The sequence below is a fragment of the Paracoccus gahaiensis genome (genome assembly GCF_005048225.1).
GTDB lineage: Bacteria > Pseudomonadota > Alphaproteobacteria > Rhodobacterales > Rhodobacteraceae > Paracoccus > Paracoccus gahaiensis.
Window position 1 is genome coordinate 37,406 of the sequence record NZ_SUNI01000019.1, and the last position, 26,634, is coordinate 64,039.

The 26,634-nt window shown below is 62.6% G+C and carries 24 protein-coding genes; 17 read left to right on the forward strand and 7 right to left on the reverse strand.

Features of this window, described 5'->3' with window-relative positions; genetic code table 11:
• Positions 1-73: 73 nt before the first annotated feature.
• The 11 genes from FA743_RS16250 to FA743_RS16300 are packed head-to-tail and all read left to right on the forward strand — an operon-like array spanning position 74 to position 13,159.
• Positions 74-1,051, forward strand: a complete 978-nt coding sequence (locus FA743_RS16250) for a zinc-dependent alcohol dehydrogenase (protein ID WP_246055003.1) — start codon at positions 74-76, stop codon at positions 1,049-1,051.
• A gap of 5 nt (positions 1,052-1,056) precedes the next feature.
• Positions 1,057-2,058, forward strand: a complete 1,002-nt coding sequence (locus FA743_RS16255; RefSeq protein ID WP_342774409.1) for an NAD(P)H-quinone oxidoreductase — start codon at positions 1,057-1,059, stop codon at positions 2,056-2,058.
• Positions 2,059-2,062: 4 nt separating this feature from the next.
• Positions 2,063-3,769 (forward strand): acetolactate synthase catalytic subunit, encoded by a 1,707-nt coding sequence (locus FA743_RS16260; RefSeq protein WP_136887155.1) that lies wholly within the window; start codon positions 2,063-2,065, stop codon positions 3,767-3,769.
• 24 nt (positions 3,770-3,793) lie between these two features.
• The gene (locus tag FA743_RS16265) at positions 3,794-4,993 is read left to right on the forward strand and encodes an ABC transporter substrate-binding protein (RefSeq protein ID WP_136887156.1); all 1,200 of its coding nucleotides are present in this window, start codon (positions 3,794-3,796) and stop codon (positions 4,991-4,993) included.
• A 51-nt stretch (positions 4,994-5,044) separates the two neighbouring features.
• Entirely contained in the window at positions 5,045-5,929 is an 885-nt protein-coding gene (locus tag FA743_RS16270) for a branched-chain amino acid ABC transporter permease (protein WP_136887157.1), read from the forward strand.
• 10 nt (positions 5,930-5,939) lie between these two features.
• Positions 5,940-7,772 (forward strand): branched-chain amino acid ABC transporter ATP-binding protein/permease, encoded by a 1,833-nt coding sequence (locus FA743_RS16275; protein ID WP_136887158.1) that lies wholly within the window; start codon positions 5,940-5,942, stop codon positions 7,770-7,772.
• Positions 7,759-8,463 (forward strand): ABC transporter ATP-binding protein, encoded by a 705-nt coding sequence (locus FA743_RS16280; protein ID WP_136887159.1) that lies wholly within the window; start codon positions 7,759-7,761, stop codon positions 8,461-8,463. The genes FA743_RS16275 and FA743_RS16280 overlap by 14 nt, the downstream gene beginning before the upstream one ends.
• Positions 8,464-8,466: 3 nt before the next feature.
• A complete protein-coding gene (gene fabG / locus FA743_RS16285) occupies positions 8,467-9,264 on the forward strand; it encodes a 3-oxoacyl-ACP reductase FabG (protein WP_136887160.1) in 798 nt (265 codons plus the stop codon).
• Positions 9,265-9,271: 7 nt separating this feature from the next.
• Positions 9,272-10,081, forward strand: a complete 810-nt coding sequence (locus tag FA743_RS16290; protein ID WP_136887161.1) for a shikimate dehydrogenase family protein — start codon at positions 9,272-9,274, stop codon at positions 10,079-10,081.
• Between the two features lie 2 nt (positions 10,082-10,083).
• The gene (locus FA743_RS16295; RefSeq protein ID WP_136887162.1) at positions 10,084-11,700 is read left to right on the forward strand and encodes a GMC family oxidoreductase; all 1,617 of its coding nucleotides are present in this window, start codon (positions 10,084-10,086) and stop codon (positions 11,698-11,700) included.
• The gene (locus FA743_RS16300) at positions 11,690-13,159 is read left to right on the forward strand and encodes an NAD-dependent succinate-semialdehyde dehydrogenase (RefSeq protein ID WP_246055004.1); all 1,470 of its coding nucleotides are present in this window, start codon (positions 11,690-11,692) and stop codon (positions 13,157-13,159) included. The genes FA743_RS16295 and FA743_RS16300 overlap by 11 nt, the downstream gene beginning before the upstream one ends.
• 56 nt (positions 13,160-13,215) lie before the next feature.
• Here the strand turns inward: FA743_RS16300 and FA743_RS20860 are convergent, their stop codons facing one another.
• On the reverse strand, positions 13,216-13,527 hold the full coding sequence (locus FA743_RS20860) for an MOFRL family protein (RefSeq protein ID WP_342774410.1): 312 nt from the start codon (positions 13,525-13,527) through the stop codon (positions 13,216-13,218).
• Between the two features lie 373 nt (positions 13,528-13,900).
• On the opposite strand from FA743_RS20860, the gene FA743_RS16310 reads away from it, so the two are divergent.
• Genes FA743_RS16310 through FA743_RS16325 form a run of 4 tightly spaced genes read left to right on the forward strand, consistent with a single transcriptional unit; the run spans position 13,901 to position 17,981 of the window.
• Positions 13,901-15,109, forward strand: a complete 1,209-nt coding sequence (locus tag FA743_RS16310) for a carbohydrate kinase family protein (RefSeq protein ID WP_136887163.1) — start codon at positions 13,901-13,903, stop codon at positions 15,107-15,109.
• Positions 15,102-16,025 carry a carbohydrate kinase family protein gene (locus FA743_RS16315; RefSeq protein WP_136887164.1) on the forward strand — a complete coding sequence of 308 codons (924 nt, stop codon included), beginning with the start codon at positions 15,102-15,104 and terminating at the stop codon, positions 16,023-16,025. The genes FA743_RS16310 and FA743_RS16315 overlap by 8 nt, the downstream gene beginning before the upstream one ends.
• Complete coding sequence (locus FA743_RS16320; RefSeq protein ID WP_169308922.1) at positions 16,018-16,983, forward strand: eIF2B alpha/beta/delta subunit family protein; 966 nt, start codon at positions 16,018-16,020, stop codon at positions 16,981-16,983. Before FA743_RS16315 ends, FA743_RS16320 begins: the two co-directional genes overlap by 8 nt.
• Positions 16,980-17,981: an SIS domain-containing protein gene (locus FA743_RS16325; protein ID WP_136887166.1), complete on the forward strand. Its 1,002-nt coding sequence runs from the start codon at positions 16,980-16,982 to the stop codon at positions 17,979-17,981. The genes FA743_RS16320 and FA743_RS16325 overlap by 4 nt, the downstream gene beginning before the upstream one ends.
• A 26-nt stretch (positions 17,982-18,007) precedes the next feature.
• On the opposite strand, the gene FA743_RS16330 is transcribed toward FA743_RS16325, so the two are convergent.
• From FA743_RS16330 to FA743_RS16355, 6 genes are all read right to left on the reverse strand, one after another.
• On the reverse strand, positions 18,008-18,976 hold the full coding sequence (locus FA743_RS16330) for an ABC transporter permease (RefSeq protein ID WP_136887167.1): 969 nt from the start codon (positions 18,974-18,976) through the stop codon (positions 18,008-18,010).
• The gene (locus FA743_RS16335) at positions 18,973-19,962 is read right to left on the reverse strand and encodes an ABC transporter permease (RefSeq protein ID WP_136887168.1); all 990 of its coding nucleotides are present in this window, start codon (positions 19,960-19,962) and stop codon (positions 18,973-18,975) included. Before FA743_RS16335 ends, FA743_RS16330 begins: the two co-directional genes overlap by 4 nt.
• Positions 19,940-20,923 (reverse strand): autoinducer 2 ABC transporter substrate-binding protein, encoded by a 984-nt coding sequence (locus tag FA743_RS16340; RefSeq protein WP_136887169.1) that lies wholly within the window; start codon positions 20,921-20,923, stop codon positions 19,940-19,942. The genes FA743_RS16335 and FA743_RS16340 overlap by 23 nt, the downstream gene beginning before the upstream one ends.
• Positions 20,924-20,956: 33 nt before the next feature.
• A complete protein-coding gene (locus FA743_RS16345) occupies positions 20,957-21,667 on the reverse strand; it encodes an ATP-binding cassette domain-containing protein (RefSeq protein ID WP_246055005.1) in 711 nt (236 codons plus the stop codon).
• A 2,788-nt stretch (positions 21,668-24,455) separates the two neighbouring features.
• Positions 24,456-24,692 carry a hypothetical protein gene (locus FA743_RS16350; RefSeq protein ID WP_136887170.1) on the reverse strand — a complete coding sequence of 79 codons (237 nt, stop codon included), beginning with the start codon at positions 24,690-24,692 and terminating at the stop codon, positions 24,456-24,458.
• Between the two features lie 116 nt (positions 24,693-24,808).
• Positions 24,809-25,450, reverse strand: coding sequence for an SOS response-associated peptidase (locus tag FA743_RS16355; RefSeq protein WP_342774411.1), 642 nt, complete (start codon positions 25,448-25,450; stop codon positions 24,809-24,811).
• Positions 25,451-25,588: 138 nt separating this feature from the next.
• Between FA743_RS16355 and FA743_RS16360 the strand changes: the two genes are divergently transcribed.
• Positions 25,589-26,347, forward strand: coding sequence for an ImuA family protein (locus tag FA743_RS16360; RefSeq protein WP_136887172.1), 759 nt, complete (start codon positions 25,589-25,591; stop codon positions 26,345-26,347).
• Positions 26,295-26,634: Y-family DNA polymerase (locus FA743_RS16365; RefSeq protein ID WP_484217437.1), on the forward strand; the 340-nt coding region annotated here is incomplete at its 3' end. The genes FA743_RS16360 and FA743_RS16365, both read left to right, overlap by 53 nt.

Here is a 26,634-nt window from a genome sequence, read left to right on the forward strand (position 1 = left end):
GGATCTTATGCTAGCCTTACGCAAAATCACCCCCGCTGCGGGGATCGATCTGACCGATCAACCGGCACCTGCCATGCCACAACCGGGCTGGATCGTCGTCACGGTCCATGCCGCCGGGATTTGTGGCAGCGACCTGCATGCGGATGCCTGGGACGCGTCCTATAACTTCATGGCATCCAGCCTGCCGCTAACATTGGGTCATGAATTCGCAGGTATCGTGGACAGCGTGGGTGCAGACGTCACGGATCTCGCACCCGGCGACCCGGTCGTTTGCAAGCCCACCATAACCTGCGGCGCCTGCCCGGCCTGCCGGGCGGACGATCCGCAGGGGTGCACCGCTCGGCGCATCATCGGGCTGCATCTAGATGGCGGCTTTGCGCCACTGGTCGCGATCCCTGCGGACAATGCGCGCGCCCTGCCCCGCGATCTGCCGCTTGATGTCGCCGCGCTGGCCGAGCCTCTGGCGGTTTCGGTCACGGCGGTAGATGTGGCCGTTGTTCAACCTGGCCATCGCGTGGCGGTGCTGGGCCCCGGCCCCATCGGGCTGGGCATCGCGCTGGTGGCGCAGGCGCGCGGCGCCCATGTGTTGCTGGTGGGGCTGAACGACACGCTCCGGCTGGACCGAGCCCGCGCCATGGGGGTCGATGCTTGTGCCGATCTGCGCGACAGCGCCCTGCCCCAGGCTATCGCCCGCCATCTGGGCGCCGCGCCCGATATCGTAATCGAGGCAACCGGCCATCCGAGCAGCGTCATCGAAGCGCTGCAAGCAGTGCGCTCGGGCGGCGTCGTCACCGTCGCAGGCATCCATGGCGCTGCGCTGTCGCTTGATCTGAATCTGCTGGTGCGCGGCAAGAAGCAACTGCGCGGCACACATGACTCCACCCGCCAAGCCTTTGCCGAGGCGATCGCCCGGCTGGCGGCGGACCCCGGACGCTACGCGGGCATGATCTCACACCGCCTGCCCTTGTCGCAGGCGCGGCAAGGCTTTGACCTGGCCCGCAGCCGCGCCGCCCAGAAAGTGATGCTGTTCCCGCAGGAGACACCAGAATGACAGACATGCAGATTCCCTCAGTCGTGGCAACGCGACCCGGCGGTCCCGAGGTGCTGGACATCGTCACCCGTACGTTGCCGACTCTGAAACACGGCGAGATGCATGTCCGCGTCCATGCCGCCGGCGTGAACCGCCCCGACGCCATGCAGCGCGAAGGGGCCTATCCCCCGCCCGCCGGGGTCACCGATGTCCTTGGCCTGGAACTGTCGGGCGAGGTCATGGCCACGTCCCCCGATGTCACCCGCTTTCGTCCGGGCGACCGGATCATGGCGCTGGTCGCGGGCGGGGCCTATGCGCACGAGGCCGTCGTGCAGGCCGATGTCTGCCTGCCCATCCCCGATGGCCTGTCCATGATCGAGGCCGCCGGTATCCCCGAGACTTATTTCACGGTCTGGAGCAACCTGTTCCAGCGCGCTGGCTTGACCGCAGGGGAAACCGTCTTGATCCATGGCGGCACATCGGGCATCGGCGTCACCGCGACGCTGCTGGCCCGCGCCTTGGGCGCACGTGTCATCACCACCTGCGGCAGCGATGACAAATGCCGCGCATCCGAACGGATCGGGGCCAGCGCATCGCTCAACTACCGCACGGGCGATTTCGTGGCCGAGGCGCGCGCCCTGACCGGGGGCCGCGGCCCCGAGGTGATCCTCGACATGGTCGGCGGCCCCTATATGCAGCGCAATCTGGATCTGGTGGCCGAGGACGGGCGCATCGCCCAGATCGCCTTTCAGCAGGGTTCGCAGGCGCAGATGAATATGGGGCCGCTGCTGTTCAAGCGACTGACCCTGACCGGATCGACCCTGCGCGCGCGTCCCGTGGCTATGAAGGCCGTGCTGGCCCGCGCGGTCGAGGATCAGGTCCTGCCGCTGATCATGACGGGGGGCGCGCACCCGCTGATCGATTCCACCTTCGATCTGGGCGACGTGCGCGCGGCCCATGCCCGGCTGGAGGCCTCGGCCCATGCCGGCAAGATCATCCTAACAACCCCCGCCTGCACCAAGGAGTGACGGAATGAAGGACGCCCATACACCCACCCGGACAGGGGCGCAGATCGTGGCCCGCGCATTGCAACGCCACGGGGTCACCCAGGTCTTCGGCCAGTCGATCCCCTCGGCCCTGTTTCTGGCGGCCCCGAATTTCGGGATCACGCAGGTCGGCTATCGCACCGAAAACGCGGGCGCCGCGATGGCCGATGCCTATGCGCGCCTGTCGGGCCGTGTGGCTGTGGTGACAGCGCAGAACGGCCCCGCCGCGACCCTGCTGGTGCCCGGTCTGGCCGAGGCGCTGAAGGCTTCGATCCCCATCGTCGCCATCGTGCAGGACGTGCATCGTCTAAACACCGACCGCAATGCGTTTCAGGAACTGGACCATCTGGCGCTGTTCCAAGGGGTCGCCAAATGGGTGCGCCGCGTGTCCGAGATCTCGCGGCTGGAAGATTACATCGACATGGCCTTTGTTGCGGCCGCCACGGGCCGGGCGGGTCCGGCGGTGCTAATGGTCCCGGTCGATCTGTTCGACGAGGAAACGGCTGCCCCCAATACCGAGCGCGAGGGGTTTGGGCATTATCCGCTTGATCCCACAGCTCCCGATCCGGCGCGTCTGGCTGAGGCGGCGCAGCTGCTTGCCGGAGCGCAGCGCCCACTGATCGTCGCGGGCGGCGGCGTGCATTCGGCAGGCGCCCATGCAGCACTGGCCCGGCTGCAGGACCTGGGATTCCCCGTCGCCACCACCGTCATGGGCAAGGGGTCGGTGGACGAGACTCATCCCCTGTCCCTTGGCGTCGTGAGCTATTTCATGGGACCCGGCGCGCGGGCCGAGGGGCTTGCGCAGATGGTGGGTGACGCCGATGTCATCGTGCTGGCGGGCACGCGCACCAACCAGAACGGCACCGACAGTTGGAGCCTGTATCCCCGCACCGCCCGCTATATCCATCTGGACATTGACGGGGCCGAGGTCGGGCGCAACTATCCCGCCCTGCGTCTGGTCGGTGATGCGCGCCTTGGGCTGGAGGGACTGACCGCCGCCCTGTCCGCCCATGACCTTGCCCCCCGCCAGTCTGCCCGCCCTGTGACCGAAGGCCGGATCCGCGAGGCGCTGGCCACTGCGTCCCGCATGCAAGCCGCGTCCGAAGCCTCGCCCCTGCGCCCCGAGCGGGTGGTGGCCGAGATCGACCGCTTGATCACGCCCGACACGGTGGTGGTGGCCGACGCATCCTATTCCTCGATCTGGGTGGCGGATGGCATCACCATCCGCAGGCCCGGTCAGCGCGTGCTGACCCCGCGCGGACTGGCGGGGCTGGGCTGGGGGCTGCCCTATGCCATCGGCGCCAAGGCAGCGCGTCCCGATGCCCCGGTAATCTGCCTGACCGGCGACGGCGGGTTCGCTCATGTCTGGGCCGAGATCGAGACCGCGCGCCGCATGAGGTTGCCGGTCGTGGTGGTGGTGCTGAACAACCAGATCCTCGGCTATCAGAAACATGCCGAGCTAAGCCTGTTCGGAAGCCATACCGACGTCGTGCATTTCGACCCCGTCGATCATGCCGCCATCGCACGCGCCTGCGGCGTCACCGGGGTCCGCATCGATCATGTCGATCAGTTGGCCCCGGCACTGCGCGATGCGCTGGCCTCGGACGAGGTGACCGTCATCGACGTCGTCACCGACGAACGTGCCTATCCGCCTGTCACCAGCTTCACCGGCAAACAGGCACTGAATTACTGACCACATATCTGGGAGGATATCATCATGACCATCAAGACCTATCTGACAGGCACCGCCCTTGCGCTGGCTCTTGCCTCGCCCGCCCTCGCCGAGGTCAAGTTCGGCTCTCTCTATCCGATCAGCGGCCCGCTGGCCCTGCTGGGCGAGGAGAGCGCCCGCGGGCTGGAGATCGCCGTCGATGAAATTAACGCCGCAGGCGGCCTGCAGGGCGAACAGATTGTGCTGGAACGCGGCGATGCGGTCGACAACAATCAGGCCACCGGCGAGGCGCGCCGGCTGATTTCCTTTGTCGGCGTCAAGGGCATCTTTGGCAGCTATTCGTCGGCCCGCGCCATCGCGGCCTCGCAGGTCAGCGAACTGGCGGGGGTCCCCTATTTCGAATTGGGCGCCGTGGCCGACGAGGTGACGGGGCGCGGTCTGGAATACCTGTTCCGCACCAACCCCACCGCCGCCCATATGGGCGCCGACTCCATCACCCTGCTGGTAGATAGCATCGCGCCGGGTTTGGGCAAGTCGCCCGAAGAACTGACGCTTGGCATCATCTATGAGGATTCGTCCTATGGCACCTCGGTCGCGGGCCATCAGGAAACCCACGCGAAAGAGGCCGGGCTAAATGTCGCAGTCAAGGCGCATTACGCTGCCAACAGCGTGGACATGTCGTCCATCGTGCTGAGCCTGCGCGAAGCGGGCGTGGATGTGGTCCTGCAGACCTCGTACCAGAATGACTCCGTGCTGTTCCTGCAGCAGGCGAACGAGGCTGGCTACGAGCCGCTGGCGATCATCGGCGGCGGTGGCGGCTATTCGATGCAGCCCACCGCCGATGCGGTCGGCCATGACGTGATCGACGGGGTCTTCGACGTCGATTTCACCCAGTTTGCCGTTAATACCGAGGCCACCCCGGGGCTGGAGGAATTCATCACCGCCTATGAAGAAAAATACGGCACCGCCCCGCGTTCGGGACACTCGCTGGCCAATTATGTCGGCGCCAAGGTGATCCTGGAGGCTATCGCTGCCGGCGAAGGGTTCGAACCCGATCAGATCGTCGCCGCCATGCAGGCCGTGGACGTTCCTCAGGGCGCGACCGCCGCAGGCTATGGCGTGAAGTTTGGGGAAAACAACCAGAACGAACGGGCCACGATGATGGGCATGCAGTGGCAGGACGGGCGTTTGGTGACGATCTTCCCCGAGGACGCCGCCGTCGCCGAGATCCGCTTCAACAACTGATCCTGCCGGGGCGGCCGGCGTGCCGCCCCCCCTTTTCCGGGGACGCCAGACATGACAACATTTCTTCAAATCATCACGAACGGTCTGATGCTGGGGGGTCTGTTCGCGATCGTCGCCATCGGGCTGACGCTGATCTTCGGGATCGTCAAGGTCGTGAACTTTGCCCATGGCGAGTTCCTGATGGTCGGCATGTTCCTGACCTGGATGATCACCACGCGCATGGGGCTGCACCCCTTTGCCTCGGTCATTCTGGTCGTCCCGGCCATGTTCGTGCTGGGCGCCCTGACGCAGCGCCTGCTGATCCAGCCGCTAATGGGGGCCGAGGATGACCATGTCCAGATCTTCGCCACCGTCGGCCTGTCCACTGCGCTGATGAACCTGGCGCTGCTGACCTATGGCGCCGATATCGCCAATACCCCGACCTTCGGCCTGCGCGCGCCCATCGAGCTGGGGCCGGTGCGCATCCTGACCGGGCAGCTGTACATCTTTCTGGCCGCCATCGCGCTGGTCATCGCCCTGCAACTGTTTCTCAAGAACAGCCAGACCGGACGCGCCATCCGCGCCGTGGCCCAGCACCGGGTCGCCGCCGAGTTGATGGGCGTGAACGTGCCGCGCATCTATATCCTCAGCTTCGGTCTAGGCGCTGCCTGTGTCGGGTTGGCCGCCGTGCTGATCGCACCGCTTTATCCAACCTCGTCCAATATCGGCACCTATTTCGTGCTGACCGCCTTTGTGGTGGTGGTGCTGGGCGGTCTGGGGTCGATCCCCGGCGCCTTCTTCGGCGCGATGGTCATCGGCATCGTCGACAGCGCCGCCGGATATTACATCGGGTCCGGCCTGCGCGAAGCCGTCGTCTTCGGCCTTTTCCTCGTCATCCTAATCCTGCGGCCCTCTGGGCTGTTCGGCAAGCGGATGACCCTGTCGCACCTGTCCTGAGGACCCCGTCATGAGCCATTCAGACATCTCCGCCGGGCCGGACACGTCCCCCGGCCAGGCCCACTCGCGCCGCGGCGCCATCGCACTGGCGGGCCTGCTGGCCGCCCTTCTGGTCATCCCGCTGGTCATCGACAACGCCTTCGTGTCGCATATTTTCATTACCATCTGCCTATTCGCGGCCCTGTCTACTGCCTGGAACATCGTTGGCGGCTTTGCCGGGCAGATGTCGCTTGGCCATGCGATGTTCTACGGCATCGGCGCTTATGTCGGCATGATCCTGTTCCAAATAGGCATCTCGCCCTGGCTGGGCATGTTCGCGGGGGCCGCCGTGGCCGCCTTGGTGGGCATGGTGATTTCCTATCCATGTTTCCGGCTGAAGGGGCCGTTCTTTACACTGGCCTCGATCGCCTTTCTCGAGGTGATGCGCGTGCTGGCGCTGCAATTCACCAGTGTCACCGGTGGCGCCACGGGCATGATGATCGACCTGCGGCTTGGCTGGACATGGATGGTCTTTCGCGAACGCTGGCCGTCGCTGTTGATCGTCTTCGGCATGCTGCTGATCACGCTGGCCGTGGCCTGGGCGATCCGCCGGTCGCGCCTCGGCTTTCATCTGGTGGCCACGCGGGAACGCGAATCCGCTGCCAAGGCCGCTGGCGTGCGCACCGTGCGCGTCCGGCTGATCGCGGTCGCCATCTCATCCGCGCTCTGTGCGATGCTGGGCACGTTCCATGCCATGTATCTGACCTTCATCGAGCCTGCGGCCATGTTTTCGCTGGTCTTCTCGATCCAGATCGCGATGTTCGCGCTGATCGGCGGCATCGGGACGGTCACCGGCCCGCTGCTGGGTGCGGTGCTGCTGGTCCCGATCACCGAATGGGCGCGGGCCTCGCTTGGCTCGTCCGCTCTCGGGCTGCATGGATTTGTCTATGGCATGGTGCTGATCATGTTCGTACTGTTCATGCCCAACGGCATCATGAGTGTCATCAAGCGCTTCATCACCCCAAAGCCCCCCACCGACGAGCCGACGACGACCGAGACCGGCCCGATCAGTGCACCTGCAAAGGCGGCCGAGGCCCCTTCGCCCGACCGGGCAGGCATCGGGTCCGACATCCTGCGGGTCGAAGGGCTGAACAAGAATTTCGGCGGACTGGCCGTGACCCGCGACGTCAACTTTACTCTGCGCGAGGGCGAAATTCTGGGCATGATCGGTCCCAACGGGGCGGGCAAGACCACCGTGTTCAACATGATCTCGGGCTTTTTGGCCCAGGATTCGGGTACGGTGTCGCTTCGCGGCCCGGACGGGCAGTTCCACCAGCCCAACAACCCCGCCGATTTCGCAGCCCTCGGTCTGGGCCGTACTTTCCAGATCGTGCAACCCTTCGCTGCCATGTCGGTAGAGGAAAACATCATGGTCGGCGCCTTCCACCGCCACCATGATGAAAAGAACGCCCGCGAGGCTGCGCGCCAGACGGCGTGGAAGATGGGTCTTGGCCCGCTGCTTCAAGCAGAGGCACGGGGCCTGACCATCGGCGGCCTGAAGCGGCTGGAGGTCGCCCGCGTCATGGCAATGGAGCCGCGCGTCTTGCTGCTGGACGAGGTGATGGCGGGCATCAACCAGACCGATGTGCGCCGAGCCATCGACCTGATGCTGTCGATCCGCGACGGCGGCGTGTCCATCATCGCCATCGAACATGTCATGCAGGCGGTCATGTCGCTGTCCGACCGGGTGATCGTGCTGGCCTCGGGCGAGGTGATCGCCCAAGGGCGCCCGCAGGATGTTGTGCGCGATCCGCAGGTGATCGAGGCCTATCTTGGCAAGGAGTTTGCCGATGCTCACGCTTAAAAACATCGATGCGGGCTATGGCCCGACCACCATCCTGCAGGATGTCAGCCTTGACGTTAAGGCCGGGGAGATCGTCACCATCGTCGGCGCCAACGGTGCGGGCAAGACGACGACGCTGCGCACCATCGTGGGCCAGATCCTGCCGCGCCGGGGAAAGATCACCTTTCAGGGTGAAGATATCACCCGCCTGCACGCCCATGATGTCGTGGACCGGGGCATCATTCTGGTCCCCGAGGGGCGCCAGCTGTTTCCCGACATGACGGTGCGCGAAAATCTGCAGATGGGCACCTATCGCAAATCCGCCCGCAGCGATCAGGAAAGCCGGCTGGAAGAGGTTCTGACCCTCTTCCCCCGCGTCCGAGAAAGGCTGGACCAGAACGCCGCATCCCTGTCGGGCGGCGAACAGCAGATGGTCGCCATCGCGCGCGGCATGATGGCAAAGCCGACGCTTCTGATGTTCGACGAACCCTCCTTGGGACTGGCCCCGATCATCGTGTCGCAGGTCTTCGACGTGGTGCGTCAGATCGCAGCCACGGGCACCACGGTGCTGATCGTGGAACAGAACGTCTTCACCACGCTGAAGGTCGCCGACCGGGGCTATGTGCTGGAAAACGGCAGCATCGTGCTGGCCGACACCGCGCCCGCGCTGCTGAAGAACGACCACATCCGCCGCGCCTACTTGGGGATCTGAACCATGAAGATGGCCGAAATTACCCCCGATGCAATCCGCCTGCGCCCCTCTCATATGGGGCGCACGGTGCTGGTCACCGGGGCCGCGCGCGGCATTGGGCGGGCCATCGCCCGAGCCTTCGTCGAACGCCACGCGACCGTTGCAATCTGCGATCTGGACCCGGCGGCGGTAACTGACACCTGCACGCAGCTGAACGCCAATGGGCCGGGGCGTGCCGTGCCTTTGCCCTGCGATGTCAGCGATTATGACGGGCTGGAGGCAGCGCTGCGCGCCTCGGGTCTAGACTTTGATACCATCGTGAATAATGCGGGCATCTCGCCCAAGACCGACGGGGTCGCGCTGAAGGTCTGGCAGATGCCGCCAGATGAATGGCGCCGTGTTGTGGATGTGAACCTGACCGGCAGCTTTAACACCATCCGAGCGCTGTCGCCTGCCATGGTACAGGCGCAGAAAGGCTGGATCGTGAACACCTCTTCGGTGGCAGGCAAGACCTATTCACCGGTTGTGGCCTGTCATTATGCCGCGACCAAATCGGCGATCATCGGGTTCACCAAGCATCTAGCCGCCGAACTGGGCCCCTATTCTATCCGTGTGAATGCCATGGCACCGGGCAGGATCGAGACACCTATGGTCGCGGGCGTCGCACCTGAAGTGAATGCCGAACAGGTCCGCCTGACCCCCATGGGCCGTTTGGGCGCATCAGCCGAGGTCGCGGATGTGGCACTGTGGCTGACCTCGACCGAATCCAGTTTCGTCACCGGCCAGACCATCGACGTGGCTGGCGGCTTGTACATGACCTGAGGCTCAGATGATCACCGGCCATACCCGCATCTACGGCATCGTCGCCGACCCCATCCATCACGTCAAAACCCCCGAGGAGATGAATGTCCATTTTGCGGCCATGGGCCATGACGGCGTGCTGGTCCCCTTTCACGTCCGCCCGCCCGAACTGGCAGGCTTCATGGACTCACTGCGTGGGATGCAGAACTTTGCTGGGCTGATCGCAACCGTGCCGCACAAGACAGCAATGCTGGCGATTTGCGATGAGGTCGTGGGTGACGCCGCCCGCATCGGCGCCGTCAATGCCGTGCGCCGCGATCCCGATGGTCGCCTGATCGGCGCCATGCTTGACGGACGTGGTTTTGTCAGCGGCTTGCAGGCCGAGGGCGTGAGCTTGACCGACATGGATGCCTGCCTGCTGGGCGCGGGTGGGGCGGGCGCCGCCATCGCCTTCGCACTGGCCGAGGCGGGAGTGGCGCGGCTGACCATCGTGAACCGTTCCATCGACAAGGCCCGCGATCTGGCCCGCCGCGTCAAGGACACCTATCCCGCGACCCGCGTGGATGCGGGCCTGCCCGATACCCCGCGCCGCGACCTGATCGTCAATGCGACCTCGCTTGGCCTGCGGGCGGATGATGCGCTGCCGCTGGACGACCACGCCTTCCGCGCGGGCCAGATCGTCGCAGAGGCGATCATGGAGCCGGAACTGACCCCCCTGCTAGCGCTGGCCTACGACCGGGGTGCGCGTATCCATTTCGGGCGCCCGATGCTTCGCCATCAGATCCGCCTGATGGCGCAGCATATGGGCGCCCTCCCCCCCTCTGATGAAAGCGCCTGATCATGGCACAGAATATTCCCGACCACGCGCAATATGACGTGGTGATCGTTGGCGGCGGCACGGCGGGTTGCATTCTGGCCGAGGCGCTGACCCGCTCGGGCCGTCAGCGGGTGCTGCTGTGCGAGGCGGGCGGCGAGGCGCGATCCCCTTGGGTGCGCATCCCGGCGGGGTTCTACAAGCTGCTGGTGAACAAACGCTATAACTGGAGCTTCTGGAGCGCCGAGGAAGAGGCCACGAATTTCCGCCGCATCGCCATCCCGCGCGGCAAGGGTCTGGGCGGATCGACACTGATCAACGGCATGATCTATGTGCGCGGCCAGCCGCAGGATTACGACCTGTGGCAGGATCGCGGCGCGACTGGCTGGGACTGGGCAGGCGTGCTGCCCTGGTTCAAGGCGATCGAGCGGTGGGATCTGCCCGATCCCGACGACATGCGCGGCCATGACGGCCCCCTACCCATCACCGAGGTGATCGAGAAGAGCCCCATCGGCGCCGCCTTCATCGAGGCGGCCAAGGCGCAGGGCCAGCGCTTTAACCCCGATTACAACGGGCGCACGCAAGAGGGCGTCGGCTGGTATCAGGTCAACCAGTCGGGCGGCGAACGCTTTTCCGCCGACCGCGCTTGGCTAAAACCGGCGCGGGGGCGGGCGAACCTGACCGTGCTGACCGATGCCCGCGTGACCCGCATCCTTCTGGAGGGCAAGCGCGCCACTGGCATCACCCTGACGCGCAAGGGCCGCGCCCATACCGTTCTGGCAAACCGCATTGTCATGGCGGCAGGCGCGGTGCAGACGCCGCATCTGCTGGAACTGTCGGGCATCGGGGATCCGGCGCGGCTGGCTGCCGCCGGGATCGCGCCGCTGCATGACCTGCCCGGCGTGGGCGAGAATTATCTGGACCATTTCTGCACCCGTCTGAACTGGCGCGTCTCGCAAAAGGTCACGCTGAACGAGCTCACGCGCGGCCCTCGCCTATTGGGCGAGGTGCTGAAATACGCTCTGACGCGCAAGGGCGTGCTGACCTATGGCACTGGCCTGAATCATGCGTTCCTGCGCACGCGTGCCGATCTGGACCGGCCCGATGTGCAGTTCTTCTTCATGCATGCGAGTTACGCCAATGCTGCCGAACGCAAGCTGCATTCATTTCCCGGCATGACGCTTGGGGTGACGCAGCTGCGCCCGCAATCGCGCGGCTCAATCCATGCAGTGACGCCTGATCTGAACGACCAGCCCGCCATCGTGCCGAATTTTTTGGCCGAGGATATCGACCGCCAGACGATGGTCGACGGCATGAAGCTGGCTCGCGACATCATCGGGCAGGCGCCTATGGATACCTTTCGTGTGGCCGAACTGAACCCGGGCCCCGATTGCACCAGCGATGCCGACTGGCTGGCCTTTGCGCGGGCCAATGGCCAGACGATCTATCACGCGGCGGGCACCTGCCGGATGGGCACCGATCCGATGGCGGTCGTGGACCCGTCGCTGAAGGTGCACGGGCTGGACGGGCTGTTCGTCATCGACGCCTCGGTCATGCCCGAGATGGTGTCGGGCAACACGCAGGCCGCCGTGATGATGCTGGCCGCCAAGGGCGCCGACATGATGCTGAACAATGACCGCTGACATGCAATCCCTGCAGGAGACTCCGATGTATCCCGACCTGACCTTGATCGTGGGCGGCCAAGACCGCCGCGATGGCACCGCTGGAACCCTTACCCTGACCGATCCCTCGGACGGATCGTTGTTGACTACCGCGCCGCGCGCCGGCCGGGCCGAGGCCGAAGAGGCCGTGATCGCCGCCGAAGAAGGCAGCGCCGAATGGGCCGCCTTGTCGGCCTTCGAGCGCGCCAAGATCATGCGCCGTGCCGCCGATATCATGCGCGAGCGCGCTGATGAGGCCGCCCGGATCATGTCGCAGGAACAGGGCAAGCCCTTGACCGAGGCGCGCGGCGAATGGATGGGGTCTGCCGATCTGCTGGACTGGTTCGCCGAGGAAGGGCGCCGCGTTTATGGCCGGGTCGTCCCCTCGCGCGCGCCCGACATCCAGATACAGGTGCTGCGTCATCCCATCGGCCCGGTCGCGGCCTTCACGCCGTGGAACTTCCCGGCATGGAACACAATGCAAAAGGTGGCGCCCGCCCTTGGCGCGGGCTGCGCGGTGGTGGTCAAGCCCGCATCCGACACGCCGGGCACGGCATGGCTGATCGGCAAATGCCTGCTCCAGGCGGGGCTGCCCCCGCGCGCCATCTCGGTCCTGTGGGGGGCGACCTCGGATCTGTCGGACGCGCTGATCGCGGCGCCGCAGATCCGCAAGGTCTCGCTGACCGGATCGGCACGGGTGGGGCGCATCGTGGCCGCCAGCGCGGGCGCGCATCTGAAGAAGGTGACGATGGAGCTGGGCGGCCACGGCCCGGTGATCGTGGCCGAGGATGCCGATTTGGACCAGCTGATCCCGCTGGCCGTGCAATGGAAATTCCGCAATTGCGGTCAGGTCTGCGTCTCGCCCACCCGCTTCATCGTCGATGCCAGCATCCATGACGAGTTCGTCCGCCGCTTTGCCGAGGCCGCCGCCGCTCTGAAGGTGGGCCGGGGGGTGGACGAGGGTGTTCAGATGGGACCGCTGACCTCGGCCAGCCAATTGGGCACCGTGTCGGACATGGTCGAGGATGCTGTGGCCAAGGGCGCCCGGATCGAGACCGGCGGCCATCGCATCGGCGAGACGGGCAATTTCTATGCCCCCACAATCCTGTCGGGCATGTCCGACACCATGCTGGCCATGACCGAGGAACCCTTCGGCCCGCTCGCGCTGGTCATCCGGGTGCCCGATCTGGACGCCGCGATTGCCGAGGCGAACCGACTGCCGGTGGGTCTGGGCGCTTATCTCTTCACGGGGCGGCTGGCAACGTTGCATCAGGTGCAAAGCCGCGTGCAGACAGGCATGCTGGGCGTCAACCATTTCGCGCTGGCCCTGCCGGAAACCCCCTTTGGCGGGGTGCGCGACTCAGGCTTCGGGTCCGAGGGCGGGTCCGAGGGGATCGAGGCTTATCTGACCAGCATGACCGTCACCGCCCGGATGATCTGACGCCAAACGGTTGGGGGCCGCGGTGAATGCCCCCGACCGCCGCGCCTTGGCCACGGTTAGCGTAGCAGGATCGCGCGGAAATCGTTCACGTTGGTGCCGGTGGGACCGGGGCTGAACAGATCGCCAAGCGCGTCGAAACCCGTCCAACTGTCATGGCCCCGCAGCATGGCGCGCGGGTCTAGCCCGGCCTGCCGCAGCCGCGCGCAGGTGGTGCCGTCAGCAAAGGCGCCGGCATTCGCCTCGGTCCCGTCAATGCCATCGGTATCAGCGGCCAGCGCGTCGAACCGCATCCCCTCGGACGCCAGCGCAAGCGACAAAAGGAACTCGCAGTTGCGCCCGCCACGCCCCCCCTTGCCCGTCAGGGTCACGGTCGCCTTTCCGCCCGACAGGATCAGGATGGCGCGCGCGAAGGGGCGGTCGCGCAGCGCGACCTCGCGCAGGATCGCGCCATCACGCGGCCCAAATCGGCAGTCTCGCCCTCGATGCTGTCGGACAGGATCGCGACGTGCATGGCTGCGATTCTAAGTGCCGCCTCCAGCGAGATGCGGGCCGACGCCACACCGCGATGCTTGAAACCGTCGAAGCCTAGGTCCCCCTCAAGCTACGATGAAAATTTCAAGCTTCATGACTGCTTCACGCCCGTTGACAGAGCACTCGATTTTTGGTGAAACGTTTCAATCGAAATCCGCATATCTCGCGTGATCTCGATATTTCGAGTATAGTGGGGCTTGTAGCCGGATCATGGTGAATGCGGGAACAGGCAAACATCGCCGACGGGCGACAATCCGAGAAGTCGCGCAATTGGCGGGCGTCTCTGTAGGCACAGTGTCGCATGTACTGACTAGTTCAAAGGCTGTTTCAGAGTCCTCGCGCGCAGCAGTCTTAAAGGCCGTTGAAAAGCTGAACTATCAGCCAAATAGCTTGGCCCGTTCGTTGATTGCGAGGAGGTCAAGGGTTCAGCGCGAGGATCAGACCGAACGACCTCGTTTGGTTACCGTGGGATATCTTTCAATCGACTACATGGTGCACCTTGATCACGCTCCCCAATCTGGCGACCGCGTAACTTCGAAATCGATCGAAAAAATGTTGGGTGGCCCGGCTGCAAATGTCGCCGCATTCGCGGCAGGGCTGGGCAAGCCCTTCGAACTAAATGTCGAGATTGTCACCCATTTTGGAAGTGATGCCGACAGTCTGTGGGCTCTGGAGGAATTGGAGCGCCAGAAGATCGACACCAGCAGCGCTCGCCAGCAGCCTAATGAGCGACTGTCGCGTTGCATTGTGTTGGTCGAGGGCGACGGTCAGCGCACGATCATTAACGAACCTTTAACGGTTCCCGTGGAGTTTCTGGCACGCCACCTCGAAGGGCGAGTAACCGGCCTTGCACCGGTTTGCGTTCATTTCGACGGGTTTCATAAAGATGTCGCGTTTCGCGTAAAGAATGCACTGCAAGCAGAAGGATATTTGTTGTCGATCCACGCCGCAGGTCTGCCAGCAAGCAGTCAAAGCATCGAAGGCGCCGCCGAATTAATTCAGTCCTTTGATCTGGTTTTCTTGGACAGCAGGTGCTTCTCGCAGATTTGCGCCACATCACCCGAATTGTCGCAACAGCCGGAGCACATCTTTAATTCTGCCAGCTCGCCCCGATGTCGTGCAGTGATTGTAACGCGCGGAGCAAAAGGGGCGATGCTCTTACGCCCGGGCCATGCGCCACTGATCTTACACGCACAAGCGACCAAAGTCATCGACGCCACCGGTGCCGGAGACGCCTTTGTCGGTCTTTTTCTGGGCAGCTGGCTTGCCCAAGATGATCTCGAGGCAGCACTTGGTCATGCCGTACGGGGTGCCAGCCTGTCCTTGATGGCTTTGGGTGCCCAAGGGCGGCTTGCGGTCGCCGCCGATGTAATGACCCCCTTTGAAAGGGGCATGGCGGGGACGGCTTCCCGTGATTGATTCGTCACATCCCCTGCTTCTCTGCGTCGGTGATATTGATATGGACCTGATCATCAAGGTTCCGCGTCCGCCGGGGCGAGACCAGAAAGTTGACGGAAGCAGGATCGCACAGACACCCGGCGGAATGGCCGCGAATGTCGCCGTTGCCGCCCGTAGATTAGGCACTGCAACCCGAATTCTAGGTGCTGTGGGTGACGATGCGATGGGGTATGAGGCAATTTCTGCCCTGAGACTTGAAGGGGTGGACTTCGCCCATATCGCCACCCGTAAGGATACGGCCACGTTTTTCTGCATCATCATGGTGGATGCCGGAGGCGAAAAAGCTTTGGTCAAGGCGCTTAGCCCGGCCTACTTGCCGCAGCTTGCAGATCTGACACCCGCCGCATTCCGCGGCATCCGCCACGCGCATCTAACTTTTACCGAACCGGGCTTGTCGCAAAAGGCAATTGGAATGGCGCGAGACGTGGGCGCGTCGATATCCCTCGATCTAGAGGCCGCCGACGTACCCGACGATGGTCGGGCTGTGCAGCAGCTGGCTCACGCGGTCGATATTTTGTTTACCAGTCAGCACAGCCGCACTGAGATCGAGGCGCGGATCGGTCCCCTGACCACGCGGCCCGACCAGATCATCGTCACAACGCGCGGAGATGCGGGAGCGCGTGTCGAACGCGGGTCCTTCGTACACGAGGTTTCGGGACACGCTGTCAGCGTCACCGATACTTCCGGCGCAGGAGATGCCTTTGCGGCAGCCTTCCTTCATGCCCACCTGGGGGGCGCGGACGATGCCGACGCCTTACGCTTTGCCAACGCAGCAGCCGCGCTATCGACGCGAGCGTACGGCGCACAGACTGGATCGGCTACGAAGAGCGAGGTCGAGCAATTTCTCGCAGAAAAGAACGGGGGTCATCATGGCTGAAAAGCGGTTCGACTTTGCACAGGCGATGCTTGATCGCGGCCTGCCTGTGCCGGATGGGATCACCATGCAGGGCCTGCATGATATCGTCGATGAAGGAGTTCTTGGAGCCTCAAACCATGTGGCACTGGCGCTGCCGTTGGTTGCACGTCTGGCCGAAGCTGACCGCCCGTCGGCCCGGGACGAAGCACTAGCACTGGCTAGTTTCATCGCTGGCACGCGGGGGCTGGGCGCTCCAATCGTAGCCAATGCATTGTCTTGGCAAACATCGGGCATTGCGGATCTGCCCCTTGCTGAGGGCATAGCGACCCTCCGGACGCGCGCAGCGGAATGGGACGCGGCTGCGACCGGCCGACGGCGCGCGCTTATCACGGGTGGGCTTAAAGTTCTAACTGGCTGCCGCAATCCCTTGATCTATGATTACTCAAGCACTGTTGCGGATCTTGTACGAGAGCTGGCGCAGACTGGCGGGCTTGAGCGGATGATAATTCCCGAAAGCCGAGCAATCGACGGGGGCCGCCGCTACATGGATGCCCTACGCGACACTGATGTGCCCATCTTGTTCTTGCCGGACGCGGCGCTGGAATACGCAGTCGCCTTATCTGATGCCGTCTTGCTTGGTGCCGAAAGCCTGACGCGGGATGGTGGGATCAGCAATACCATAGGCTCGACGCTAGCCGCGCGTGCAGCTCAGGCGCATGGCAAGCCAGTCTATGGTGCAGCCGACCTATTTAAAGTGGGCGAGCAATACGCATCCGAGGTGCCGGATCAGCCGCTGCGGGACTATGATTTCCTGCTACGCGATGGAGAATGCTGCGCGACAGATGCTCCAGAACTTGAGATCGTACCACCCCATCTGGTGACCGCTATCCTGACCGAGCTGGGCCCCGTCGCCCCGCAGAATCTGGAAGCAGCGCTCTCAAGACGCGGTACGTGCTTGGCCATCGAGGAAACCACATGACACCCGCCGACAGCCATGCGCTTTTGCTGCGCGAACTTTCAGAACAGGCCGATGTTATTTCAGCGGCAGCGCTGCAGATGAATCCTCCTCAGCTTGACCGGAAAAGGCCGGTCTGGATTGGAGGCTGTGGGGACAGTCTCTTTGCGGCGCAAGCGTTGGCCATACATTTCCAACAGCTAGGCTTGGGCATGCGGCCTTGCAGCGCAGCAGAAATGCTATGGGATGCACCTATCACCGCAGAGGATACGGTCGTGGGCATTTCGATTTCTGGATCGACCCGGCGCACGGTCGAGGCGCTGTCCGCAGCTTCAGCCCATGGCGCGAGGACCATTGCGGTGACACTTGGGCCGCAAAGCCCGCTAGCAAGTGTCGCATCAGAGGTCGTGATCCTGCCCTATAAACCGATTAGCCGGGCAATACCTCATGGCCTTGACTATCAGATTACACTACTTGCGCTCGGGCTGTTAGCTGGTCCCGTTGATAAAGACGCTATTGCAGAGATGCTACGCGAGACTTGGCCGCAAGCCCTGCAGGACGCCCGTGCGGTAATCGCCCAAGTGCCCGCCGGAGCGCGATTTGTGTTTCTAGGAGGGGGCGCGGCACTGGGAACTGCGGGCTACGGTGCGGCCAAGTTGCATGAGGCGGGCGGGCTGACGGCCTTTGCCTTCGAGGCCGAGAATTTTGCTCATGGTGCCCAGTACATGCTGCGCGCCGGCGATCATGTCGTCCTATGTGCCTCGGGTGGGCGGTCTGATCCAAGGACCTTCTCCATGCAGGAAGGCTTGGCGGAAATGGGCGCGACGGTCAGCATGGCAGGCACCTTTGGAGCGGCAGCTTTGGATCAGGACGGTCTGCATAACGCCATGCGGGCCGCATTGGATGTTCAATGCTTGTGTCTTGCATTGGCCGAGGCGCGCAGCCTCGACGTGACGGATCCTGGGCAGGGATCACCAGCTGCTAAGGTGCAGCGGGATTGGTTTAGTTGGCAATCCCCCTGATCTGCTTCACCAGTCAAGCCTCTGGGTTAGGCAGGCACACGCCTGGCCATCGCGCGCAGCCGCGCGTTGACGGCATTGTCAGCCACTACGCTGCCGATCAGCAGCATCCCGATCGCGGCCAGTTGCCATGCCTGCGCGATGTTGGCCAGCTGCAGCGCAACTTGCAGAGTCGTCACGATCAGCACGGCTAAAACCGTTCCCATGACCCGCCCAATACCCCCGAAGATATGCGTCCCGCCAAGGACGGCGACAGTCACCGACAACAGCTCCATTCCCTTGCCGGCATCCGGACGCGCTGCTTGAAACCACGACACTGTTAGAATGGCCGCGACGCCCGCAAGAGCACCGCCGAAGCAATAGAGCGCGAAGCGCAGCCGCCAGACCCTGACCCCCGACAAAAACGCCGCCCGCTCATCGTTTCCTGCGGCGTAGATATGCGTTCCCGTTCTGGTCTGTGACAGCATGACATGCAACAGCACTGCAATTGGCACGAACACCGTCCACATGTGCAGCGGAACCCCCAGAAAGCGCCCTTGGGCAAGCTGACCAAACCAGTTCGGAATGCCGCCGATGGGCGATCCGCCCGTCAAGGCCAGCGCCAGCCCTGAATAGGCAAAGAAAGTTGCCAGCGTCGCCATTAGCGAGGGGATCTTCAGCACACAAACCAACATCGCATTTACCGCGCCCAACAGGCCGCCTAGCCCAACGCCAATCAGGCACGCTAGAAGCAGCGGAGTCCCTATGCCGAACAGCCCGGCAACTGCCAAAGCAACCAACGACATGATCGCACCGATTGAAAGATCAATGCCTGGCCCCCCAGAAAGCATGACCAACATTTGTGCCAACCCTAAAAGCCCCAAAATCGGCACATACTGCAAAAGGTAGCCCAGGGTTGATACCTGTAGGAAGTAGGGCGAAAGCAGTGAGCCGAGAATGCAGGCAGCCACCAACAGTCCAAACAGAAAATAGAGGCGCTGCGTCAGCGGATCTTTCATGCGGTTCTCCGGGTCTCGAATGCGTCTAGGATCAGCACAATGACCAGCAGCCCGCCTATCACCACGGTTTCCCACAAGGATGATACACCGATCAGGACCAGTCCGTTTTGAGTCATTTTGATGAACAAAACGCCCATAAGCGCCCCAATAAGGCTCCCTTTCCCACCGCGAATATTGGCGCCGCCGAGAATAGTGGCGGCAATTGCCTCCATGGCGATGTTCGTGCCGATATTGACCTCGACATTGCGCATTCTTGCGACGTAAAGCACCGCCGCTATGCCAGCGAAAATGCCCAACAGAGCATAGGCTTGGATCTTGGTCCGGTCGACGGGGATCCCAACCAGTCGTGCGGAGCCCTCGTCGCACCCGATAGCCACGACACGCTGTCCCCATGGAGTAAGCCGTAGCAGCAGCCATGATACAAGATAGATAACCCCAATGACGTAGAGGCCAACGGGCAAACCCAGAAAGGAGCCGATCACCAGAAAGGATAAGGTATTGGGTAGCCCGCTGATCCAAACGCCGCCGATGACGAGAAACAAGATCGCCATGAAAATATACATCGTTCCTAGGGTCGCCACGATTGGCGGGACCCGTGTTTTTGTGATGATAGTCCCATTGATCGCGCCTAAAGCAGCCCCGGCAGATAATCCAACAATGATGACCAACCAATCGGGCGCTTCCATCTGGTAGGCACGCCCAATCAACACCGCCACGACGGCGAGGATGCCGCCGACACTTACATCAATGCCGCCTAGAATAATTACGATTGTCATGCCTGCGCAGATCACCGACAGGTCAACGGAGTTGCGCAGGATCGTCGTCATGTTCCGCTCGGACAGGAAGAATTCCGACCGGCTGGCGAAGATGATAGTCAGTACGATCAAGGCCATAGCCAGCAACGTCTCGCGGCTGATATGAAGCCGCCGCGAGGACCCGGATGATGTCAGGGACATGTTCATTTTAGAAGTCAAAATCGTCGACATTCTCCTCGGTAAAGACGGCAGGTGCGCCTAGCACGATCACCTCGGTTTCGGGCAGATACTGAATTGTCCTATTAAGTCCTTCGACCTCGAAATCGCCGCTGATTTGGCCGTCGTTTGCCAGATGGTGTCCTACCCAGACCGTCAGGTAGCCAAGATCAGCAGGGTTCCACAGCACTGAAAAGGGCATTGCACCCGACTTGATATAATCGCGCGCCGTGTTGGGCGAACAAAAGCCGGCCGTCATGACATCCCCAATCGCACCGGCCGCCTCCACAGCCTGAGCAATCCCGGGGCATGTCGTCGAGGCCATTCCAAGGATTGCGTTGAGGTCGGGGTTGCGCGTCATGGCATCGGTAGCAAATTGATAAGCCCGCTGTGCCGTGCCGTCCGTGTGGTCGACCGAAACGATCTCGATCCCGGGGTAGGTCGTCTCGGCGCGTTCCTGCACAGCGGCAATCCAGTTCTGCATGGACTGGATTGTTGGGGAATCGGACACGATGGCGATCTTCCCGTTTTCGCCGATACGCGCGACAGTTTCGTCTAGGAGAGTGTAGCCCAAATCAGCATCCAACGCCTGTGCCACAAAGAACTGGCGGTCGCTGCCCGGGGCATCCGCATCAGAGGTCAGCACCACAATCCCTTGGTCAATGGCCCGCGTGATCGCGGGTTTTAAGGTCTCCTCGTCCAGCGGAGAAATTGCGATGACGTCAAAACCTTGATTGACGAAGCTGTCAAAGATCCGCAGTTGGTCCGCCGCATTGGTCGACGTCGGCCCCTCCTGGACATAGGTGGCGCCCAGTTCTTCCGCGGCAAGTTCTGCGCCCTCGCGCATGGCGACGTAATATGGGATCCCCTCAATTTGAGGAATGAATGCAATGCGCAATGTGTCCTGCGCTAATGCGGGAAATGCGGCACAAACGACAAGGGCCGCGCCGCAAAGAAGTGTGTTTTTTATCGACATCTCGATTTTTCCTGTTGGTTTTTTGTTGGCATTTTAGTCGCTTGCCACGCGGCTGCGTGTAACTTCTGCGGCCCCCGTGATGTATCCGACAACTTCTTCAGGCGTTGTCTGATTGGTCTCAAGCATTGCGATGCGCCGACCACGCCGCAGCACCGTAATGCGGTCCGACACTTCGAAGACGTCCTGCACGTTGTGACTGATCAGAATGACTGATTTTCCTTGGCGACGCAGGGCTTTGATAAAGGCCAAGACTTTGCGCACCTCGGCTACGGCGAGTGCCGCTGTCGGTTCGTCCATAATGATGACATCGGCATCGATGTTTAGCGCGCGCGCGATGGCCACGCCCTGACGCTGCCCCCCCGACAAATGTTCGACCCAAGTATGAATATCTGGGACCGACACGTCCAGTTCCTCCAGCAGCTCCCGGCTACGCTGCCGCATCGCGCGCCGATCAAGAAATTGTATGCCTGCGATCGTGCGGGTCAATTCTCGGCCAAGGAAGATATTATCGGAAATCGTCATCTTGCCCGCGAGGGCGAGCTCCTGAAAAATTGTTGCTACTCCGCGCATCCAAGCGTCCTTGGGTGACGAAAAACGTACCGGTTGTCCGTCGAGCAAAATCACACCTTCATCCGGCAAGTGTGCACCTGCCAGCGTCTTGATCAGAGTTGACTTGCCTGCGCCATTGTCTCCCACCAGCGCCATCACTTCACCCGGACGCAATTCGAAGTCGACAGCATCCAAGGCTGTAACCCCGCCGAACCGCTTTACGACGCCCTGAACTGACAGCTTTAGATTTTGAGGCAACAGTTCCACCTTCCCGATTGAAACGTTTCAATATCGCTGACCTTCGGTGATCGATTGCACTTCTGTCAATTGTAAATGCGCGATCTTGCCGCCTGTGTCTGAAATGACCGGGGCTTGAGTGAAAATTTAATCACCACAGGCTTGTCGGGTGGAACGGTAAGCGTGAGGCTGGCGTACGGTGAACCAGGCGAGCGGACGGTTATCAAATGCTGCCGTCGTCGTTCTGCTTTGTCCAAGGATACCGGGGCCTGATCCGTGCAGGCCCTGCGATCGGCAGGATCCGGGTTTGTGTCTCCTGCGCACCAGCGCGCAGCGCGGTGGGATGCATGACCAATCGATCTGCGGGTGGAAAATAGCTGATCCAGACCCACCGCCTATGTCTGGCCAAAAGGGTCGAAGCGCAACCGCTCTGCCCGTGCCGCTAGGTGGCGAGTCGACCAGATGGCAGCCTGCATCACCTGCCCCGGCGGCTACAGTTCTACTATGCGCGACAGCGCCAGAACCGCAGGGCCGCGCGCAGGCGGATGTAAGGCTGCGAAAATATCAATGGCAGTTAGGAACGCGGCGGTGGTCTCATCGCACTCCCCGCCCTCTAGATTTAGGTCTATGTTGATGCCAAGGCATTATCGAATGCGGCCCGGCGGTGCAGACCCAGAAAGGCCAGCAGGTCTATCAAAGCCCCCTGCCCTTCCCGCCGGCAGACAGCCCATCGCGCCAGGCGTAACGCCTTTGGGTCGGATCTCGCACGGGCCTCCGTCAACTCGCGGCCGATCTCGTTCGGACTCAACATCAGTCCCTGCATCCGCAGCATCGCGTCAGCCTTGATATGGATCAGGCGTTCTCAAACCCCTGAGGCCTCCGCTGCGGGCAACGCCATCAACATGGCCTCCAGCCAGCCAAGTTCGTGGGCCCCATGTTCCAGTGCGGGGGCCTGAGCCGCCTGCTCGACAAACCAAGGCCCGTGATCGGTTTAAGGTAACTGGGGCAGATTCCCGGGCGGTGTGGCTCAGACACATTGCTTGGCAGCCGTTTCAGATAGCAGGGGCTACAACCAGCCGTTCGTCTGTAGACCTGCTGCCCGGGAATCTGCCCCACTTACGGTTTAAGCGGCATCTGATCGATAAATGAATGATGATTTTACTGTAAATACAAATAAATGTAACCTTTATCGTCATATTAACGCTTTTATAAAGAATACTGACGTGCTTTCAAAAAGGCCTGGCGTAGGATCTTCCCGATTGGCTACGAGCGCACCAGATACTCCGCAAGCGGCCCTCATTCGGCGAGTGAAGGACAGCACAAGAACTATGCCAGCTCGATTGCATACGTTTACAAACGGTCGTTGGCGCAACATCGCCAAACGTGTTGCGCAAACCGTGGCAGAGCCGACATATGCACCATGTTGCAAAATGAGGTGGGTTTTGCAACGGCCGGCACACAGCAGCGGTTAACCATGCCCGACCAACGAGACGCCTGGATCACTTGCATGTTCTGCCGTTCATGTTCGAGTTTTAAACTTTCGTGGCCTGCGCGGCGGCGTAGCCAAAAGAACAAGCCGCCCCTCGCGTCAGCTTCTGGTAGAAAAACTTGCAGCCGCAGGCAAAGAGATTGTTTCACGAGTTCCGCCCTCGGTTGCCATCGCCTTTTGAGAGATCGAGCCAGCGACGATGAACTCGCGCGGTGTGTCTGTATTCGGCGAAAGCTATATCGAGCAGGAACATTGCCACAGACCTCAACCGCGACGGGCGGCCTGCGTGAATGCGAGCGCATAGCGGAGTGTGGGCCGATCCACACAGCAGGCGGTTCAGCCCCACACTCGTGCGCCAAGGCTTACCTGGCAACGCCTGTTCTCTCATGATGGTCTCAACGCTCGTCGTCGTGCAGGTCTGGAGAAAAATACAATTTCATGCAAAAGATGCTAGACGAGTGGCTTTGTAAACCCTAGGTTGAATTATAAGCCAGAAAGACTTTGCGGTAATCGAGTGTAAAACTTGGGAAGCTGACGAAGCGAGGCGAGCAGTGATGACAGGCTAGGTTTCGACGTTTCGGGCATTTGCCTTGAACACCGCGTGACTCCCCCTCCCGCGGATCGAGCCTCTGGTGGCCCTCGACGTTCCCTCCGGGGGCCACCAGAAACTGAACAGATCCCAACGTATCGCTATCCCCTTATCTTTGAAGACTGGAAAGCCCCGCATGACGTCGGGGCCGTGTGTCAAACTGTAAGGTCGTAAAGTGATTTAGCGGCCCTCGGCCGCGCATCCGCATCCGCATCTGGACATCCGCCAAGACGTCCCGCAGTAACCTCCTGCACCGGCATTATGCTTTTGCGGCCCGGCGCAGGGGCCAGGATTTTTGCTTGTTCCTCCTGGCCCCGTTTACCTCTCCGCCATGGCGCCTCTTGCTGGGTGAAATGCTGAGAGGGATGCCTGGCGGCTAATTGTGCCATGGAGGCGTGCTTCGAACGGGCCAGGACACCTTTTCAGGACGCCCGGGTGGCGACACATTGATCGCTCTTTCCTGAATTCGCGCAAGCCTTCCCACAAGTTCGGATGATGTCGATGGCTCGTGTGACGAAGGGCCGGGGGCGTACCTACAGGGGCGCATCAGTTGCCCTGGCGCTGGTGCTTTCCTTTATCACCCTGCCCCGGTCAGGGTCTGTATTTGAAGACGCGGCAACATGATGGTGCACCGTCGGTTAGATGAACGAGGTGCCGATGGCAAAGTGCTAGACAGGAGGTTCAGTCTTGATGCCTGCGGCGCTGTTCTGCGAGACACGTTTGTTGGCCACAGCCCGATTTGAGAAGCTCCACGCCCCCTCAGGACTCATCCCGACGTCGAGGCAGGCTTGAACAATGGACTTCCGGCGGACGTCATCCGTCATGCTTTCTGACGTCTGCCGGTCACGGCTCGCCAGTGGAGCGATCCTCCCGTCGGGTTTCCCCTTGTTCACATTCTTGGCCATGATGTGGGTCCTCGATCACCGTCAAGACTGACGGATCTGGCACCCTACGCGTTGGCTGCTGAATAGATAGACAATTCGCTGGCAGCAGTGGCGCCTGGAAAGGAGGTCGGTGTTGCTCAGATTGGATCCTCGATGAGCTTCAATGCACCATCCGGGAGGGGACGCTGCAGCTCAGCTGCGGAAATCCCACCAAGCCAGGCGTCCCATTCTTCCGGCTTTGTCAGGATGACCGGCATGGCTTTGGGATGGATGGCGCCCACCTCCGCGTTTGGTGGACTGGTCAGGAAAGCGAAGAGATCGTCCGTGGTCTCTCCGTCCTTCACTTTTCGCACCGACGTCCAGCCGCGGGTCTCGATCCCCGCAAAGAAGATCGGCCCGTCCTCAATCGGCACAAACCACTGGAAGCCTTTGCCCTTGCCCCTGGGCTCCGAAAAGCTGGTCAGCGGCACCAGGCAGCGATGCTCACGGCCAAGCCACCTGCGCCAATGCGGCGATGCCAGGTTGCGGATATTGGTGACGCCCGGATCGCGTTCGGTCTTCAGGACACTTCGCGGCGATGGCATGCCCCATCGCGCTTTCACCAGTTCGGGGCCACTCTCGCCATTGCGGATGATTGGCGCTCCCTGGTCAGGATAGACCCGGCCTGGCTCAACATTGCCTGCATCGTCCGTCAGGCCCTTGAACAGGCGGCGCATGGCCTCCTGGGGCATGGTGGCGCTATAAAGATTGCACAGGATCTCACCTCCTCTTTCCGTCAGCCCAGCATAGCCGAACTCGCTGTGCCTGCACTCCCCCGGATCACGATGCGCTTCCGGGCGGTTGACACATTGCCGCAATAAGAACAAAACAGGAACTATGATTCCGCAACTTTGAGATGAAAGGCCCCCTGCCCCACCATGCCCGATGCCGTTCCCCGCCCCACCGTCGCCGCACTGCGCGCCCGCATCGCCCATCTCGAGGGTGCGGAGATGCATGCCCGCGCGGTGCTGCCCTTCGGCGTGGACATGCTGGACCGCCGGATGCCGCAGGGCGGGCTGGCGAGGGGCTGCCTGCACGAGGTCGCGGGCGGTGGCGGCGGGGCGGTGGATGGCGCCGCGGCGGCCTGCTTCGCCGCCGGCATCGCCGCCCGGCTGCCGGGGCCGGTGCTGTGGTGCGTGACGCAGGCCGATCTCTTCGCCCCGGGGCTGGAGCAGGCGGGCCTGTCACCGGACCGGGTGATCTATGTCGAGGCCGGTGACGACACCGCCGTGCTGGCCTGCATGGAGGAAGGCTTGCGCCATGGCGGCCTGGGCGCCGTGGTCGCCGATGTGGCGCGGCTGTCGATGACCGCCTCACGGCGCCTGCATCTGGCGGCGAAGGCCTCGGGCACCACCGGCATCGCGCTCCGGCGCTGGCGGCGGCAGGCGGATGCCAGCGATTTCGGGCAGCCCACGGCGGCGATGACCCGCTGGCGGGTCTCGGTGCTGCCCTCGGCCCCCCTGCCCGTCCCGGGCGTCGGCCGGCCGCGCTGGCTGATCGAGCTGATCCGGGCACGGGCAGGCGAGTCCTTCGATCTCGAGCTGGAGGGTTGTGATGGCACGGGTCATCTCGGTCTCCCTGCCGATGTGGCCGATCGATCGGCGGCAGCGGCAGGCAGACAGCACGCCCTCGGCTGAGGCCCCGCTGATCCTGGTGGGCCGGGTGGGCAACCGCCGGGTGGTGACCGCGGCCTGCGCGGCGGCCATGGGCCTCGGCCTGCGGATCGGCATGCCGGTGAGCCAAGCGCAGGCGCTGGTCCCGGACCTGCGCATCGAGCCGGCCGATCCCCGCGCCGATCTGGAGGCGCTGGAACGGTTTGGTCTGTGGCTCCTGCAGCGCATCGCGCCCATCGTGGCGGTCGATCCGCCCGACGGGGTGGTGATCGACGTCACCGGCGCCGATCACCTGCATGGCGGCGAGAAGG

Excerpts from the sequence above, each read along its gene's own strand:
- FA743_RS16260 (WP_136887155.1), top strand. The coding sequence starts at position 2,063 with ATGAAGGACGCCCATACACCCACCCGGACAGGGGCGCAGATCGTGGCC.
- FA743_RS16265 (WP_136887156.1), top strand. The coding sequence starts at position 3,794 with ATGACCATCAAGACCTATCTGACAGGCACCGCCCTTGCGCTGGCTCTT.
- FA743_RS16280 (WP_136887159.1), top strand. The coding sequence starts at position 7,759 with ATGCTCACGCTTAAAAACATCGATGCGGGCTATGGCCCGACCACCATC.
- FA743_RS16335 (WP_136887168.1), bottom strand. The coding sequence starts at position 19,962 with ATGTCGACGATTTTGACTTCTAAAATGAACATGTCCCTGACATCATCC.
- FA743_RS16290 (WP_136887161.1), top strand. The coding sequence starts at position 9,272 with ATGATCACCGGCCATACCCGCATCTACGGCATCGTCGCCGACCCCATC.
- FA743_RS16250 (WP_246055003.1), top strand. The coding sequence starts at position 74 with ATGCCACAACCGGGCTGGATCGTCGTCACGGTCCATGCCGCCGGGATT.
- FA743_RS16350 (WP_136887170.1), bottom strand. The coding sequence starts at position 24,692 with ATGGCCAAGAATGTGAACAAGGGGAAACCCGACGGGAGGATCGCTCCA.
- FA743_RS16320 (WP_169308922.1), top strand. The coding sequence starts at position 16,018 with ATGGCTGAAAAGCGGTTCGACTTTGCACAGGCGATGCTTGATCGCGGC.
- FA743_RS16300 (WP_246055004.1), top strand. The coding sequence starts at position 11,690 with ATGACCGCTGACATGCAATCCCTGCAGGAGACTCCGATGTATCCCGAC.
- FA743_RS16325 (WP_136887166.1), top strand. The coding sequence starts at position 16,980 with ATGACACCCGCCGACAGCCATGCGCTTTTGCTGCGCGAACTTTCAGAA.
- FA743_RS16310 (WP_136887163.1), top strand. The coding sequence starts at position 13,901 with ATGGTGAATGCGGGAACAGGCAAACATCGCCGACGGGCGACAATCCGA.
- fabG (WP_136887160.1), top strand. The coding sequence starts at position 8,467 with ATGAAGATGGCCGAAATTACCCCCGATGCAATCCGCCTGCGCCCCTCT.
- FA743_RS16255 (WP_342774409.1), top strand. The coding sequence starts at position 1,057 with ATGCAGATTCCCTCAGTCGTGGCAACGCGACCCGGCGGTCCCGAGGTG.
- FA743_RS16275 (WP_136887158.1), top strand. The coding sequence starts at position 5,940 with ATGAGCCATTCAGACATCTCCGCCGGGCCGGACACGTCCCCCGGCCAG.
- FA743_RS16330 (WP_136887167.1), bottom strand. The coding sequence starts at position 18,976 with ATGAAAGATCCGCTGACGCAGCGCCTCTATTTTCTGTTTGGACTGTTG.
- FA743_RS16340 (WP_136887169.1), bottom strand. The coding sequence starts at position 20,923 with ATGTCGATAAAAAACACACTTCTTTGCGGCGCGGCCCTTGTCGTTTGT.
- FA743_RS16360 (WP_136887172.1), top strand. The coding sequence starts at position 25,589 with ATGCCCGATGCCGTTCCCCGCCCCACCGTCGCCGCACTGCGCGCCCGC.
- FA743_RS16295 (WP_136887162.1), top strand. The coding sequence starts at position 10,084 with ATGGCACAGAATATTCCCGACCACGCGCAATATGACGTGGTGATCGTT.
- FA743_RS16270 (WP_136887157.1), top strand. The coding sequence starts at position 5,045 with ATGACAACATTTCTTCAAATCATCACGAACGGTCTGATGCTGGGGGGT.